Raw genomic sequence first — 15,716 nt, forward strand, 5'->3', positions numbered from 1 at the left:
CGCCGCTCCTACATCCCCGCGTGGTCGAACGCGATCGTCGGCACATCGACGACGTGCGATCCGCCGTCGGCGACGATCACGGCGCCGGTGATGTACGACGACTCCCCCGAGCCGAGGAAGCGCACGACCGACGCGATCTCCGACGGCTGTGCGGGGCGACGCAGCGGCACGTCGGCGGTGACCGCGGCATAGGCCTCCTCCCGGGAGGAGAGATCCGCGTGGGTCGCGAACTCGTCCATCTCGTCGTCGGCCATGGGCGTCTGCACCCAGCCGGGGCAGATCGCGTTCACGCGCACCCCGTGCCTGCCGTAGTCGCGGGCGAGGGTGCGGGTCAGACCGATCAGTGCATGCTTGCCCACGGTGTACCCCGCGACCGATGGCCCGGCGAAGAGCCCGGCGAGCGACGACACGATCACGATCTGCCCCTTCGCCTCGATCAACGCGGGCAGCGACTCGCGCGCCATCGTGAACGCGGTCGTGAGATTGGCGCGGATCGCCGCCTCCCATCCGGCGTCGTCGGTCTCGCCGACCGGCGAGAATCCGTGGCCCCCGGCATTCGCCACGAGCACGTCGATGCGTCCGAACCGCGCGAGCACCTCGGCGACCGCCGCCTTCGCCGAGGCCGTGTCGGCGGCATCAGCGACGACCGGTACGGCGCCGACGGCGCGTTCGACCTCCTGCAGCGGCTCCGGGCGGCGCCCGACGACCACGACGTGCGCACCCTCGGCCGCATAGCGCTGGGCGATGGCGGCGCCGATGCCGGTGCCGCCTCCGGTGATGACGACGACGCGTCCGGAGACCGTCGATCCGAATGCGAGTCCCATGTCTGCTCCCTGTACTGTTCTGGCGCGTGCGCGCGGTGGATTCGTGCTCGACGGTTCCGTCGTCACGCGGGGAACCCCGAACGGGCGGTGTACCCGAAGTCGCTGAGCAGTGTCGTCCCGTTGATCGCCCTGCTGCGCGGAGACGCCAGGTAGACGACGTGCGCGGCGACCTCCGCCGCGCTCTGCACCGGGAATCCCGGCGCGTCGAACGCGTCGGAACCGAGATCGCCTCGGCTCATAGGCGTGTCGACGATCGACGGCGCCACCGCGTTCACGCGGATGCGCGTGTCGGCGAGATCGACCGAGAGCGCCCGCCCGAACTGCACGAGCGCGGCCTTCGACGCCGCGTACGGCACCATCCCCGGCGAGGCGACGACGGCGGAGTCGCTCGCGAGCAGGACGACGGATGCCGCCGGTGCGGCGCGCAGCGCCGGGAGCGAATGCTTGAGCACGAGGAACGCTCCGGTCACGTTCACCGCGAACACGGCTTGCCAGTCAGCGAGAGCGGTGTCCTCGATCGATGTCCCGACCGGCCCGGAGATCCCGGCGCAGCAGACGACGGCATCGAGCCGTCCGAGCGACGCGGCACCGGATTCCACCGCCGCACGCACCTCGTCCTCGTCCGTCACGTCGGCGACGAGGATCACGGCATCACGGCATCCGCTCGCCGTCTCGCGGAGCGCGGATGCATCGCGATCCAGCAGAGCGACCCGCACGCCTTCCGCGGCGAGCGCGAGCGCCGTGGCACGGCCGATCCCGCTCGCCGCGCCCGTGACGAGGGCCGTCGTGCCCTGCAGCTGCAGATCCATCTCACCCTCCGGGATCGCCGCCGGGCACCGGATGGTGCGGAGAGGACGGCGGTGTCGTCTCGGTCATCCTGCTCCCCCCTCGCGGCGACGCGAACCGTCGTCGGCGGGGTGTGCGCGCTCGCACCATCGTCTTTCCCTCACGGTCAAGTGCGAACCGACCGGCGCGAGCAGACTCGCTCTATCGACGATTCCCCTCGTCGTCGGTGCCGTGCGAGCACGGCGTCACCCAGCAAAGGAGCCGACGTGGCAACCCCGACCGAAACATCTCACGGGCACACCGCCCTCCGCTCCGGCGCCCTCGGCGTCGCCGGGATCGTCTTCCTGGTGCTCGCCGCGGTCGCACCGCTGACGGGCATCGTGGTCGTCGCCTCGCTGGCGATCGCCCTCGGCAACGGCGGCGGCACCCCGATGTCGTTCTTCCTCGTCGCCGCCATCCTCCTGCTGTTCGCGGTCGGCTACGCGCAGATGTCGAAGCAGCTGGTCAACGCCGGCGGCTTCTACGCGTTCGTCGTGAAGGGCCTCGGTCGCACCGGCGGACTCATCGCCGGTCTCATCGCCACCCTCGGCTACAACTTCTTCGTCGTCGGCACGATCGGCACCAGCGGCTTCTTCATGCAGAACATCATCCGCGACCTCACCGGTCTCGACGTGCACTGGCTGGTGTGGGGTCTGCTGTCGATCGTCGTGTGCTTCGTGCTCGCGCGGGTCGGCGTCGACTTCAGCTCGAAGATCCTCGGCGTGTGCCTGGTGCTCGAGGTGCTGATGCTCGTCGTGTTCGATGTCTCGGTGCTGGTGCAGACCGGCTACGACCTGGGCGCGTTCAGCCCGGAGGCCGTGTTCTCGGGCTCGCTCCCGATCGGCCTGCTGCTCGCCGCGACCGGCTTCCTCGGCTTCGAGGCGACCGCGCTGTTCAGCGAGGAGGCCAAGCAGCCGCTGCGCACCATCCCCCGCGCCACGTACACCTCGATCATCGCGATCGGCGTCATCCTCGGCGTCACGACCTGGGCAGTGGTCAGCGCGACCGGCGTGGCCCAGGCGCAGGCGACGGCGCTCGAACATCTGCCGACCGGCGACCTCATCTTCTCGATCTCGCAGCAGTATCTCGGCGGTCCGCTCACCATCGTGATGATGGTGCTGCTCCTCGTGAGCCTGTTCGCCGCGATGCTGGCGTTCCACAACTCGGCGACCCGCTACCTCTACTCGCTCGGTCGCGCACGGATCCTGCCGCACGCCCTCGCCCGCACCCGGGCGAACGGCGCCCCGCAGCTCGCCGGCATCGTGCAGGCTTCCTTCGCCGCGATCGTCGCGATCGTGTTCGCGATCGCCGGCGCCGACCCCATCCTCACCCTCGTCCCCGCGATGCTCGGCTTCGGCACACTCAGCGTGCTGATCCTCCAGGGTCTCGCCGCGATCTCGATCGTGGTGTACTTCCGGCGCGCGAACGACCCGCGCTGGTGGAGCACGTTCATCGCCCCGGGCATCGGCTTCCTCGGCATCGCGGCCATCTCCGTGCTGGCCGTCGTCAACTTCGACATCGTCGCCGGATCCCAGGAGCTCGCGATCCGCCTCATGCCGCTGCTGCTGGTCGTGGCCCTCATCGGAGGCATCGTCTACGGCGCGTACCTGAAGCGCTCGAAGCCCGCCGTGTACGAGGGTCTCGCCACCGACCTGGAGAAGTTCAGCGACCGCTGACTCTCCCCCACCACCTCCGAGAGAGAAGGAATCCATGACCACGCTGAACCCCGCAGACACCTCCACCTGGCTGCCGCTCGAGGGCCTCGCCCCCGGATTCGACGCGAACAAGGCTCCGCACAGCACCGCGCTCAGCGGCCGGGAGATCGCCGTCGTCGACGCGCGCGGCACCCGCATCGTGCACCGGTTCGACGACACGACCGTCTCGTGGGAGTACCACCCTGGCGCCGAGGATCCCACCGAGGCCGCAGCGGATACCGACGACTACGAGGCGTTCGAGGTCGACGACGACCTCTACTTCGTGCAGTTCCATCACCGCTACCTGCCGAATGAAGCGGTCTCGCTCGTGCTCGATCTGCGCGCCGGACGCGCACTGGCCGTGATCTCGATCATCCTCCCCGCGCCGGAGCAGGGCCGCACCCGTGTGCAGCACGTCTTCGCGCCGAGCGTGATCGAAGGCGCCGAGGTGTCGGGCGCCGAGGCCGCACCGACGACGACCCTGATCGGACGACGGGTCGAGTGGGTCTACAGCGCCGAGCACGCCTACGAGCACGTCTACCTGTCGTCGCGGTGGTACTCGTGGCAGTGCCTCGCCGGCCCGGAGCGCGGACTCGCCGACACCGACGAGAACAGCGTGTGGGAGGTGCGTCCCGGCATCTACATCTTCGCGTGGCGAGAGAAGGTCATCCCGTGCGCCTCGGTGACCATCGCCGACCACCGTGACGTGAACGCCATCCGCTCGCACGGCGTGCTGTTCGGGCTCGACGAGACGGGCGAGGTGCCGACGCACTTCACGTTCGGCGCGCACGGGCGGCTGCTGTCCACCACGCTCCACGCGCCCGAGCTCGAGCCGGCGACCTTCGGAGACTGAGATGGGGACCGTCGCCGACCTCATCGTCACCGGCTCCGTCATCCGGACCGCCGACAGGGACGATCCGCTCGTCGAAGCCTTCGCGGTCTGCGACGGACGTGTGCTCGCGGTCGGCTCCCTCGCCGATGTCGCACGACTGCGCGGACCGGAGACGCGGATGCTGGACGTCGGGGAGGCGGCGGTCTATCCCGGTTTCGTCGATGTGCACAACCATCACGCGCTGGCCGGCCGCACCGACCTGTTCGAGCTGTCGCTGCCGCCGTCGCTGACCCTCGATGAGATCCTCGAGCGCGTGCGCGACAGGGCCGCGACGCTGCCAGCGGACGCCTGGATCGTCGGCGGCGCGGTGCCGACCACGCTGCTGCCTTCGCTGGCGAACACGAAGTCGCGCCGACGACTCGATGACGCGTCCGGCGGGCGCCCGGTGATGCTCATGGAGGACTCACGACACAACCGCTGGGTGAACTCGCGCGCGCTCGAGCTCGCGGGCATCACCACGACGAGCATCCCGCCCTCCGGCGTGACCATGCTCGATCCCGACGACGGCGCGCCGACGGGCGTTCTTCTGGAGGCCGCGGGCATCCCGGTGCAGGAGGCCCACGACGCCGGCGGCGGGCTCTCGCCGCAGCAGCATGCGGACGCCTCGCGCCGCGGCGTCGAGCTGCTGAACTCCTTCGGCATCACGACCTTCCAGGACGCAGGTGTGTCGGTCGACATCCTCGACGCCCTCGCGACCCTCGACCGCGCGGGCGAACTGCACGCGTGGGTCGTGTCGTCGCTGCTCGTCAACGACGACATCTTCGGCGTCTCGCCGATCGGCACGACCCTCATCGAACGAGGCGAGGAGTTCCGCACGGCGCACCACCGCCCCGACTTCGTGAAGATCTTCCTCGACGGCGTGCCTCCGGCGCACACCGCGGCCTTCCTCGACCCGTATCCGGCGGACGCCGCGCACGGCGCGCACTTCCACGGCGAGACGACCATGACGTTCGACGAGCTCCACGGCTGGCTGCGCGCGGTCGCCGACAGAGGTCTCGGCGCGAAGGTCCACTGCACCGGCGACGGCTCCGCCCGGCTCGTGCTGGATGTCGCCGAGCGGCTGCGGGGCGAGGGCGTCACGACCCCGATCCAGATCGCGCACGGCCAGTTCCTCGCCGACGCCGACATCCCGCGGCTGCAGGCCCTGGACGTGTCGGCCGACATCTCGCCGTTCATCTGGTTCCCCGGCGTCATCCCCCATGCGCTCGCCGATGTGCTCGGCGAGCGGGCGGAGCACTCGCAGCCGAACCGCGCCCTGATCGACTCGGGGGCACTGGTCGCCGGCGGGTCGGACTGGCCGGTGAGCGAGTCCCCGAACACCCTGGAGGGGCTGCAGGGCCTGGTGACGCGAGCCGACCCGCTCGGGCGCGCACCCGGCGTGCTCTGGCCGGAGCAGGCCATCTCCGCCGAGGAAGCGCTCGAGGTCTTCACGATCAACGCCGCGACGGCCATGGGCCTCGGTGCGGAGACCGGCTCTCTGACGCCCGGCAAGTCCGCGGACTTCGTCGTGCTGGCACGAGACGCGATCGCCGGCCCCCCGGAGGAGATCGTGCGCACGCCCGTCATCTCGACGTGGTTCGCCGGCCGCGAGGTGTACTCCGCCTGACGCGGGGCCCCTGGACGCCGAAACCCCCACCCGCTGTCATCGCGGGTGGGGGTTTCGAGTCGGAAGGGGCTCGGCGGTTTCAGTCCGCGAGCGCGAACTCCGCCCCGCGCTCGCCGATCATCGCGGCGGGCGCGTTGGTGTTGCCGGTCGGGACCGTGGGCATCACGGACGCGTCGATCACCCGCAGCCCCTCGATCCCGTGCACCCGCAGTCGTGGATCGACCACGGCAGCGGCATCCGTCCCCATCCGGCACGTGCCGACCTGGTGGTGATAGGTGATGGCGGTGCGACGCACCCAGTCGTCGACGTCGGCGTCCGACACCTCGGGACCGGGATAGACCTCGACCGCACCCCACTCCTCGGCGAGGGCCGGCTGCGCGCCGATGCGGCGGCATTGGCGCACGGATGCCGCGAGCGAGGCGACATCGCGTTCGTCGGCCAGCGCGGCCAGATCGATGTCGGGCTGGTCGGCCAGACCAGGGCCGCTGAGCGTCAGCGCACCACGACTGTGCGGGGTCACGAGCCCGGCCATGAGCGTGAAGCCGTCGTCGCCTCGCGGCTCGAGCTCGCCCCACATCGGGACCGAGAAATGGATCGGCTGCGTGTCGGGCTCCGCCAGATCGTCGCGGCTGCGCCAGAAGAGATGCGTCTGCGTCACCGAGACCCCGGTCTGCGGCGGACCCACCGGGCGCGCGGTCGTGAAGATCACCGGCGAGAGGAGGTGGTCGTGCAGGTTCTTGCCGACCCCCGGCGAATCCTGCACGACCGGGATCCCCAGGGCCTCGAGCTCCGCCGCGGGGCCGATGCCCGATCGCAGCAGGATCGTCGGCGATCCGATGGCGCCGGCCGAGAGGATGACCTCGTCGGCGAGCACCTCCTCGGAATCGGACCCCTCCCCCAGCCGGACCCCCCGCGCCCGGCCGTCCTCGATGATCACCGAGTGGACCTCTCGTCCGGTGATGATCGTCAGCTTCTCGGCGATCGGCTGCGCGTACGTCGTCCAGGTGTTCACCCTGCGGCCGTCGCGGATCGTGACCTGCTGCTGGGAGACCCCGTCGAGGACGCCGCCGTTGTAGTTCGGATTGTGCGGCAGCCCCTCCTCCACGGCGGCGGCGATGATCGACGCCTGGATCGGCGAGAGCGCATAGTCGTCGCTCACGTAGAGCAGGTCGTGCTCGATCGCGTCGTACACGGGTTCGACCTCGGACCAGCCCCAGCCGGTCGCACCGGCGCGTTCCCATCCGTCGTAGTCGGGTGCGGCGCCGCGCACCCAGATCATGGCGTTGAGGGCGTGCGATCCTCCGGTCACCTTGCCCCGGGGCAAGTGCAGCCGACGGCCGGCCGCGTGCGCCTGCGGCACGGTGAAGTAGTCCCAGTCCTCTGCGGAGTGCCACAGCTCTCCTGCGCGCGAGGGATCGTGGATGGCCGGATTGGTGTCGTACCCGCCCGCTTCGATGAGGGTCACCGCGACGCCGGCATCCGCCAGTCTCCGCGCGACGATGGCCCCCGACGTCCCCGCTCCGACGACGATCGCAGAGCGCATGGTTCAGCCCTTCCGACCGGGGCCGGACACGACCTGCGTCACGGCCACCGACTTGAGCCCTTCGACGCCGAACTCGAGGCCGTAGCCCGAGCTCTTCACCCCGCCGAACGGGACCATCGGATGCAGCCCGCCGTGCGAGTTGACCCACACGGTTCCCGCCTGCATGCGCGTGGCGGCCTCCCGCGCCGCCGCCGGATCGCTCGACCAGACCGAGGCGCCGAGTCCCACATCGACCGCGTTCGCCCAGGCGAAGGCCTCGTCGACGTCGGAGTACCGGATCACCGGGAGTGCCGGGCCGAACTGCTCCTCCTGCACGAGCGAGGCGTCGTTGGCGATGTCGGCGACGATCGTCGGGCGGTAGAACAGTTCCCCCAGCTCCGGCGCGGGCTCGCCGCCGGCGACGATGCGCGCGCCGCGGCTCTTCGCGTCGTCGACCAGCCGGGTGACGATGTCGAACTGTGCGCGGTTCTGCAGGGGTCCGAGGACGTTGGCCTCGTCGAGGCCGTTCCCCATCGGAACGGATGCCGCGATCTCGGCGAGCGCATCGACGACATCGTCGTAGACGGAGTCGTGCACGTAGAGGCGCTTCATCGCGGCGCAGGTCTGACCGGTGTTGATGAAGGCGCCCCAGAACAGGTCCTGGGCGATGGCGGCGGCATCCGTCCCCGGGAGCACGATGCCGGCGTCGTTGCCGCCCAGTTCGAGGGTGAGACGGGCGAGGTTGCCTGCGGAGCTCTCGATGATGCGTCGTCCGGTCGCGGTCGATCCGGTGAACATGATCTTGGCGACGTCCGGGTGCGACGCGAGCCGCGCGCCCACCTCGCGGTCTCCGGAGATGCCGATCAGCACATCGGCGGGAAGCACCTCGTTCATGACGGCGAGCATCGCGAGCACGCTGAGGGGCGTGTACTCGCTCGGCTTCGCGACGACGGTGTTCCCCATCCGGAGCGAGGGCCCGATCTGCCAGATGGTGATCATCAGGGGCCAGTTCCACGGACCGATCGCGCCCACCACGCCGGCCGCCTTGTAGATGAGCTCGGCGTGGAGCGTCTCGTCGTCGACCAGCACCTGCGGCTCGATCGCGATGCTCGCGTTGGTGCGCAGCCAGGCCGAGCAGGCGCCCAGCTCGAATCGGGCGTTCGGGCCGTTGAGGGGTTTGCCCTGCTCGCGCGAGAGCAGATGGGCCAGCGCCTCGGCGTTCGCGTCGATCGCATCGGCGGCCGCGAGCAGCAGCTCGCTGCGCTTCGCGTGGCCGAGCGCCTCCCATGCCGGCTGCGCGGCGTGGGCCCGCGCGACCGCGTCGTCGAGGTCGGCGACGGCGTGCACCGGCGCGCGGCCGATGACTTCACGGGTCGCCGCATCGGGGATGTCCCGGCCTGCGCCCTCCGGCGCCTGGATGCGGTCGAGCAGCGCGGCGGCGGCTGCGGCGGATTCGGACATCGGTGACTCTCCTTCGAGCAGGACGGTGCCGGCATCGGGGAGGCCGGTCGTCATCTCATTGTCGGATGCCGTCCGGCACGGCACTTGTCCGGGAGCGCGTCGTAGATGTCCGAGTGCGAAGGATGCCGCGGCTCAGCGCGTGCGCAGACCGTCGAGCGCTACGGTCAGCACGTCTCCCGCGAGCGCGTCGGCGTCCTCGGCTCCGCCGGGGCGGTACCACTCGACGAGCGAGTTGACCATGCCGAAGAGCAGTCGTGTCGCGACCGAGGCGTCGACATCCGCTCGGACGGCGCCCTCCCGCTGGGCGGCGCGCACGATGCCCGTGACCTCCTGGTCGAAGGCGCGGCGTCGTTCGAGCGCCCGGCGTTCCACATCGCTGTTGCCGCGGACGCGCAGCAGCAGGGTCACCGACGGGAGGTGCGCGGCGAGCACACGGACGGCACCCTGGAGCACGGCCGCCAGGCGCTCGCTCGGGACGACCGTCCGCGTATCGGCGAGCACGCCTTCGAGGCCGTCCAGCGCTTCGCCGAGTGCCGTCTCGAGGATCTCCTCCTTCGAGGAGAAGTGGTGATAGAGAGCGGCCTTCGACAATCCGAGTCGGGTGGCGAGTGCAGCGACCGACGTGGCGTCGTAGCCAGATTCGTTGAAGACGGCGACAGACGCGTCGAGCAGGCCGCGTCGGTCGTATCCCGGACGGCCGCGCCGAGCCGGTTCGGTCGCGCCACTCTGACTCATCCCGTCAGTCTGGCAGGTTCGCCCGCTGTTCCCGTGGCGGCTGCGGCGGGTTCTGCGGCCTTCGACCCGCAGGAAGTGCCACGGGAACGAGAGGGTCAGCTCGGCCCGAAGTCCTCGAAGATCAGCGTCGTCCTCGTCGAGCGGATCGACGGGATCGCCTGGATGTCCTCCAGCACGATGCGACGGAGATCCCGCGCATCGTTGGCCCGCACGAGCAGGATGACGTCGAAGTCGCCGCCGACCAGCGCCATGTGCTCGATCTCGGGAATCGCGCGCAGGCGGTCGCGCACGTCCTGCCAGGTCGCCTGCTCGATCGCCAGCGTGACGTACGCGCTGGCGTGATGTCCCAGCAGCACCGGATCGGTGCGCACCGAGTAGCCGGTGATGACGCCGGCATCCGTGAGCCGCTTGATGCGCGCGTGGGCACCGGCGCGCGAGATGTGCACGGCCTCGGCGATCGCCGTCATCGACGACCGGGCATCCCGGCGGAGCTCACCGAGGATCGCATGGTCGATGTCATCCAGCACGGTCATGGGAACCCCTTCGTTCGTCCATCGAATTCTGACACTTCGAACGCAGAAACGGCAATCTGCCACGCTTCGTCCAGCATCTGCTGCAATCTCTTGGACGACTGACTCCTGAGAGGCATGCTGGGCTCATCGAGTTCGGCAAGGAGGGCGAACGATGCAGCACACCGACATGCTCCCGCGCGACACCGCGGTGCAGTTGATCGACCAGAACGGCGCTCCCGTCGCCGACGAGCAGTATGCGCTCCCCGAGGCGGACGTCCTGCTGCAGGCCTACCGCGGCCTGGTCGAGGGACGACGGATCAATGATCAGGCGGGCGCCCTCGTGCGCCAGGGCCGCCTCGCGGTCTATCCGTCGTCGCACGGCCAGGAGGCCTGCCAGGTGGGCGCGTCCATGGTTCTCGGCGACGCCGACTGGCTGTTCCCGACCTATCGCGACTCGGTCGCCGTCATCGCCCGTGGAGTCGAGCCCGCCGACGCGCTGGTCCTCCTCAAGGGCGACTGGCACTCCGGCTACGACGTGCGCGCACACCGGGTCGCACCGCAGACGACGCCCCTCGCGACGCAGCTCCTGCACGCGGTCGGCTTCGCGCAGGCCGCGAAGCACCGCGGGGAGGACACGGTCGTCCTCGCCCTCTGCGGCGACGGCGCGACGAGCGAGGGCGACTTCCACGAGGCGATGAACTTCGCCGCCGTGTTCCATGTCCCGGTCGTCTTCTTCGTGCAGAACAACGAGTTCGCGATCTCGGTGCCGTTGTCCCGCCAGACCGCCGCCCCCTCCCTCGCGCACAAGGCGATCGGATACGGAATGCCAGGGCAGCGGGTCGACGGCAACGACGTCGCCGCGGTCCTCGCCGTGCTCGGCGAGGCGATCTCCCGGGCACGCGACGGCGGCGGCCCCTCGCTCATCGAAGCGCACACGTATCGGATGCAGGCGCACACCAACGCCGACGACGACACCCGCTACCGCGAGCGCGCCGAGGTGCAGGAGTGGGTCGCGCGGGATCCCCTGCAGCGCCTGCGCACGCACCTCACGGCGACCGGCGCCCTCGACGCGGAGGCCGAGGAGCGGTTCGCGGCCGGCGCGGAGGAGATCGCCGCGGCCATGCGGGCTGCGCTGAACACGGACGCCGACCTCGATCCCGAAGACCTCTTCCGCTTCGTGACCGAGACGCGCTCGTCGCAGCTCGAGGAGCAGTGGCAGCTGCTGCGCGACGAGATCGAACGCTCGCAGCTCGAGACGGAGGGCCACCGATGACCATCGCCCATGACGACATGCGCACCGAGACCGCGGAGCGCCAGGTGACGACCATGAGCATGGCCGCCGCCCTCAACCGGGCTCTCGCCGACGCGATCGAATCCGACCAGGACGTGGTCGTGTTCGGCGAGGACGTCGGCGCTCTCGGTGGCGTCTTCCGCATCACCGACGGGCTCACCGCGCGCTACGGCGAGGACCGGTGCTTCGACACGCCTCTCGCGGAGTCCGGCATCGTCGGCACCGCCGTCGGCATGGCCATGAACGGCCTGCGTCCGGTGGTGGAGATGCAGTTCGACGCGTTCGCCCTTCCCGCCTTCGAGCAGGTCGTGAGCCACGTCGCGAAGCTCGGCAACCGCACACGCGGAGGAATGCGGATGCCGCTGGTCATCCGCGTCCCGTTCGGCGGCGGCATCGGCGGCGTGGAGCACCACTGCGACTCCTCGGAGGCGTACTACGCGCACACCCCGGGGCTCACCGTGGTGAGTCCCTCCACCCCGCAGGACGCCTACTCCCTGCTGCGTGCGGCGATCGCCTCCCCCGACCCCGTGATCTTCCTCGAGCCGAAGAAGCTGTACTGGAGCAAGGGCGAGGTCGACACGTCGATCACGGCGGAGATCGGCACGGCGCGGATCGCACGGGAGGGCACCGACGTGACCCTGCTCGCGTACGGCGCCTCCGTGTCGCTCGCCCTCGAGGCCGCCGAGGTCGCCGCCGCGGAGGGCCGGAGCGTGCAGGTCGTGGACGTGCGCTCGCTCTCCCCGTTCGACGACGCGACGGTGACGGCCGCCGTGAAGTCGACCGGGCGGGCCGTGGTCATCGCCGAGGCTCCCGGATACGCCTCCGTCGCCTCGGAGATCCAGGCCCGCGTCTTCGAGCGGTGCTTCGAGTTCCTCGAGGCGCCCGTGCGCCGGGTCACCGGCTTCGATGTGCCCTACGCGCCGCCGAAGCTCGAGCACTGGTACCTGCCCGACGTCGACCGGGTTCTCGACGCGATCGACACGCTGCACTGGGACGAGGACGTATGAGCACCGACCTGAAGAACGGCACCGCGCAGGTCTTCCGTCTCCCCGACCTCGGCGAGGGACTGACCGAGGCCGGACTCGTGCAGTGGCTCGTCGCGGTCGGCGACACGATCGTCACGGACCAGCCCATCGCCGAGGTCGAGACCGCCAAGAGCGTCGTCGAGCTGCCCTCGCCGTTCGCGGGCGTCGTGGTCGCGCTGCACGGTGAGGCGGGTGACACGATCGACGTCGGAGCCCCTGTCCTCGAGGTCGCGGGAGCCCCGCAGAACCCGGAGTCGGATGCCGCGCCCGGCGCCGCCGTGGAGCAGGAGGCCTACCGCGAGGAGGAGCGCGCCGGCTCCGGCAACGTGCTCATCGGCTACGGCACCACGGAGCGCGCCGGATCCGGCCGTCGTCGCCGCCCCGCCGCTGCGCGTGCGAAGACTCCCGCAGATCTCCGAGAGCCCTCCGCTTCTCGGACCGTCCCCGCGGAATCATCCGAGAAGCCGACGATCGTCCGAGAGACGGATGCCGCGCCACGCCGCCCCGTGGCGGTGCGCTCTCCGCTCGTGCGGCGCCTCGCGCGCGATCTCGGCCTCGACGTGCACACCATCGTCGCGACCGGACCAGACGGCGCCGTGACGCGCGCCGATGTGCTCCGTTCCGCGGTGGACAACGCCGTGGACGGCGCGGCCGCGCATCATCGCGAGACGAGCAGTGCCGCGGTCGGCAGCGAGGAGACCGTCGACGGCCTCGGCGTCCGGGCGCGGGAGCGGATGTCGCCGTTGCGGAAGGCCGTCAGCGCCAAGCTCAGCCGCAGCAGGGCCGAGATTCCGGAGGCGACGGTCTGGGTCGACGTCGACGCCACCGCCCTCTGGGACCTTCGCGCGCAGATGGCGCCCGAGGGCGGCAGGGCACCGTCGGTCACCGCCCTCCTCGCCCGCTTCGTGCTCCTCGCCCTCGAGGACCACCCCATCCTCGCGTCGCGTCTCAGCGAGGACGCCGGCGAGCTGATCTCCTTCGACGGGGTGAACCTCGGCGTCGCGGCAGACACCGATCGCGGGCTGATGGTCCCGGTGATCCCCGGCGCTCACAGCCTCACGGTCGAGCAGCTCGACGTGGCGCTGCGCGAGCTCGCCACATCGGCGAGGGCCGGATCGCTGCCGCCGGAGCGACTGCGCGGATCGACGTTCACCCTCAACAACTACGGCGGGCTGGGAGTCGACGGCTCGGCGGCGATCATCAACCACCCCGATGTCGCCATCCTCGGCATCGGCCGCATCATCGAGCGCCCCTGGGTCGTGGACGGCGAGATCGTGGTGCGGCGCATCGCCCAGCTGTCGCTCGTGTTCGATCACCGCGTCTGCGACGGCGGGTACGCAGCCGGCTTCCTCCGACGCGTGACCGAGCTTATCGAGCATCCGCTGCGCGCCTTCGGGAGGGTCTGATGACGGAGGCGTTCCTCGTCGGCGGAGTCCGCACACCGGTCGGACGCTACGGCGGAGCCCTCGCCGGTGTGCGACCCGACGACCTCGCCGCTCTCGTCGTGCGCGAGGCGGTCGCCAGGGCCGGAATCCCGGATGCCGCGATCGACGAGGTCATCCTGGGAGCGGCCAACCAGGCGGGCGAGGACAACCGGAACGTCGCGCGCATGGCCGTGCTGCTGGCGGGACTCCCTGACAGCATCCCCGGCATCACGGTGAACCGGCTCTGCGCCTCCGGGATGTCGGCGATCGCGATGGCCGCACAGGCGATCCGCGCCCGCGACGCCGACCTCATCGTCGCGGGCGGTGTCGAATCCATGACCCGGGCGCCGTGGGTGCAGGCGAAGCCCGAGCGCGCGTGGGCGAAGCCCGGTGCGGCATTCGACACTTCGATCGGCTGGCGTTTCACGAATCCCCGCCTGGCCGCGCGCGACAAGGCGACGTTCTCGATGCCCGAGACCGCCGAAGAGGTCGCGCGCCGCGACGGCATCACCCGTGCGGATGCCGACGCCTTCGCTCTCCGCAGCCAGCAGCGCGCCGCCGCCGCGATCGACGCCGGTCGCTTCACGGCCGAGATCGTCGCCGTGCCCACACGGTCCGGCGATGTCACGATCGACGAGGGCCCGCGTCGCGACACCAGCCTGGAGGCCCTGGCCGGACTCCGGCCGGTCGTCGCCGGGGGCGAGGTGGTCACCGCCGGGAACTCCAGCTCGCTGAACGACGGCTCCTCCGCCATCGTGGTCGCGAGCGCCGACGCCGTGCGGCGCTACGGACTCGTGCCGCGCGCCCGCATCCTCGCGGCGACCTCGGCGGCCCTCGCCCCCGAGATCATGGGCCTCGGACCGGTGCCGGCCACCGAGAAGGCGCTCCAGCGCGCCGGGCTCGACATCGCCGACATCGGGGCCGTCGAGTTGAACGAGGCCTTCGCGACGCAGTCGCTCGCGTCGATGCGCCGACTCGGCCTGGACCCCGAGATCGTCAACCGGGACGGCGGCGCGATCGCCCTGGGGCATCCTCTCGGCTCGAGCGGATCCCGTCTCGTCGTCACGCTGCTCGGGCGCCTGGAGCGAGAAGGCGTCGAACGCGGTCTCGCCACGATGTGCGTCGGCGTGGGCCAGGGCGCCGCGATGATCGTGGAGCGGGTCTCATGACGCTGCAGGTCGAGGAGCGGACCGACCGCGTCATCGCCGTGCTGGATCGCCCGGAGAAGCGCAACGCCATCGACCAGGAGACCATCGATGCGCTGCATGACCTGTGCGCGTCGCTCGAAGAGCACCCGCGCACGCTCATCCTCACCGGCGCCGACGGCGTCTTCGCCGCGGGTGCCGACATCGCCCAGCTCCGCGAGCGCACGGCCGACGACGCCCGACGCGGTATCAACGCGACGGCGTTCATCCGCGTCCGGGAGCTGCCGATGCCGGTGATCGCCGCGATCGACGGCTACGCGCTGGGCGGCGGGGCCGAACTCGCCTACGCCGCCGACATCCGCATCGGCACGCCCGCGCTGCGGATCGGGAATCCCGAGACGGGGCTCGGGATCATGGCCGCGGCCGGCGCCACCTGGCGGCTGCCCGAGATCGTCGGCGAGGCCAGGGCGAGCGAGCTGCTGCTCACCGGTCGCACGCTCGACGCCGACGAGGCGCTCGCCTGGGGGCTCGTCTCGTCCCTGCACGCGGCCGAGGACCTGCTCGGCGCGGCGCACGCCCTCGCCGACCGGATCGCCGCGAACGACCCGCTCGCGACCCAGCACACCAAGCGCGCCCTGCGGACGCCGCGCTCCGAGCACCCCGCGATCGAGTTCGAGCTGCAGGCCGAGCTGTTCGAGTCGCCGGCGAAGCACCGCCGGATGACGGAGTTCCTCGAGAGGCGGGCGCGACGATGAGCGGC

Annotated in this window: 14 protein-coding genes; 8 read left to right on the forward strand and 6 right to left on the reverse strand. The window is 70.9% G+C overall.

All coding sequences use genetic code 11. The features are described 5' to 3' along the window. Positions 1-8: 8 nt before the first annotated feature. On the reverse strand, positions 9-824 hold the full coding sequence (locus tag ABD648_RS06165; RefSeq protein WP_282214095.1) for an SDR family NAD(P)-dependent oxidoreductase: 816 nt from the start codon (positions 822-824) through the stop codon (positions 9-11). Positions 825-886: 62 nt separating this feature from the next. Continuing rightward, on the reverse strand, positions 887-1,633 hold the full coding sequence (locus ABD648_RS06170) for an SDR family NAD(P)-dependent oxidoreductase (protein WP_282214096.1): 747 nt from the start codon (positions 1,631-1,633) through the stop codon (positions 887-889). Positions 1,634-1,876: 243 nt separating this feature from the next. Here ABD648_RS06170 and ABD648_RS06175 point away from each other — a divergent pair, with 243 nt between their 5' ends. From ABD648_RS06175 to ABD648_RS06185, 3 genes are read left to right on the forward strand one after another with little or no spacing between them, the layout of a single operon-like run. Next, complete coding sequence (locus tag ABD648_RS06175; protein WP_282214097.1) at positions 1,877-3,325, forward strand: APC family permease; 1,449 nt, start codon at positions 1,877-1,879, stop codon at positions 3,323-3,325. Between the two features lie 34 nt (positions 3,326-3,359). Next, positions 3,360-4,196, forward strand: a complete 837-nt coding sequence (locus tag ABD648_RS06180; RefSeq protein ID WP_282214098.1) for a molybdenum cofactor biosynthesis F family protein — start codon at positions 3,360-3,362, stop codon at positions 4,194-4,196. 1 nt (position 4,197) lies between these two features. Continuing rightward, positions 4,198-5,841 (forward strand): amidohydrolase, encoded by a 1,644-nt coding sequence (locus tag ABD648_RS06185; protein WP_282214099.1) that lies wholly within the window; start codon positions 4,198-4,200, stop codon positions 5,839-5,841. A gap of 79 nt (positions 5,842-5,920) precedes the next feature. On the opposite strand, the gene ABD648_RS06190 is transcribed toward ABD648_RS06185, so the two are convergent. The 4 genes from ABD648_RS06190 to ABD648_RS06205 all read right to left on the reverse strand — a co-directional run bounded on the left by ABD648_RS06190 (position 5,921) and on the right by ABD648_RS06205 (position 10,092). Beyond that, positions 5,921-7,384 (reverse strand): GMC family oxidoreductase, encoded by a 1,464-nt coding sequence (locus ABD648_RS06190; protein WP_282214100.1) that lies wholly within the window; start codon positions 7,382-7,384, stop codon positions 5,921-5,923. 3 nt (positions 7,385-7,387) lie between these two features. Further along, positions 7,388-8,824: an aldehyde dehydrogenase family protein gene (locus tag ABD648_RS06195; protein ID WP_282217514.1), complete on the reverse strand. Its 1,437-nt coding sequence runs from the start codon at positions 8,822-8,824 to the stop codon at positions 7,388-7,390. 132 nt (positions 8,825-8,956) lie between these two features. Beyond that, positions 8,957-9,559, reverse strand: coding sequence for a TetR/AcrR family transcriptional regulator (locus ABD648_RS06200; protein ID WP_282214101.1), 603 nt, complete (start codon positions 9,557-9,559; stop codon positions 8,957-8,959). Positions 9,560-9,654: 95 nt separating this feature from the next. Further along, a complete protein-coding gene (locus ABD648_RS06205; RefSeq protein WP_207769925.1) occupies positions 9,655-10,092 on the reverse strand; it encodes an Lrp/AsnC family transcriptional regulator in 438 nt (145 codons plus the stop codon). A gap of 151 nt (positions 10,093-10,243) precedes the next feature. Here ABD648_RS06205 and ABD648_RS06210 point away from each other — a divergent pair, with 151 nt between their 5' ends. Genes ABD648_RS06210 through ABD648_RS06230 form a run of 5 tightly spaced genes read left to right on the forward strand, consistent with a single transcriptional unit; the run spans position 10,244 to position 15,711 of the window. Continuing rightward, positions 10,244-11,344 carry a thiamine pyrophosphate-dependent enzyme gene (locus tag ABD648_RS06210; RefSeq protein ID WP_282214102.1) on the forward strand — a complete coding sequence of 367 codons (1,101 nt, stop codon included), beginning with the start codon at positions 10,244-10,246 and terminating at the stop codon, positions 11,342-11,344. Then, positions 11,341-12,369, forward strand: a complete 1,029-nt coding sequence (locus tag ABD648_RS06215) for an alpha-ketoacid dehydrogenase subunit beta (protein ID WP_282214103.1) — start codon at positions 11,341-11,343, stop codon at positions 12,367-12,369. Before ABD648_RS06210 ends, ABD648_RS06215 begins: the two co-directional genes overlap by 4 nt. Next, positions 12,366-13,793, forward strand: coding sequence for a dihydrolipoamide acetyltransferase family protein (locus ABD648_RS06220; protein WP_282214104.1), 1,428 nt, complete (start codon positions 12,366-12,368; stop codon positions 13,791-13,793). The genes ABD648_RS06215 and ABD648_RS06220 overlap by 4 nt, the downstream gene beginning before the upstream one ends. Next, complete coding sequence (locus tag ABD648_RS06225) at positions 13,793-14,980, forward strand: thiolase family protein (protein WP_282214105.1); 1,188 nt, start codon at positions 13,793-13,795, stop codon at positions 14,978-14,980. Before ABD648_RS06220 ends, ABD648_RS06225 begins: the two co-directional genes overlap by 1 nt. After that, positions 14,977-15,711, forward strand: a complete 735-nt coding sequence (locus ABD648_RS06230; protein WP_282214106.1) for an enoyl-CoA hydratase/isomerase family protein — start codon at positions 14,977-14,979, stop codon at positions 15,709-15,711. Before ABD648_RS06225 ends, ABD648_RS06230 begins: the two co-directional genes overlap by 4 nt. Positions 15,712-15,716: the final 5 nt, after the last annotated feature.

The sequence above is a fragment of the Microbacterium luteolum genome (assembly GCF_039533965.1).
Taxonomy (GTDB): Bacteria; Actinomycetota; Actinomycetes; order Actinomycetales; family Microbacteriaceae; genus Microbacterium; species Microbacterium luteolum.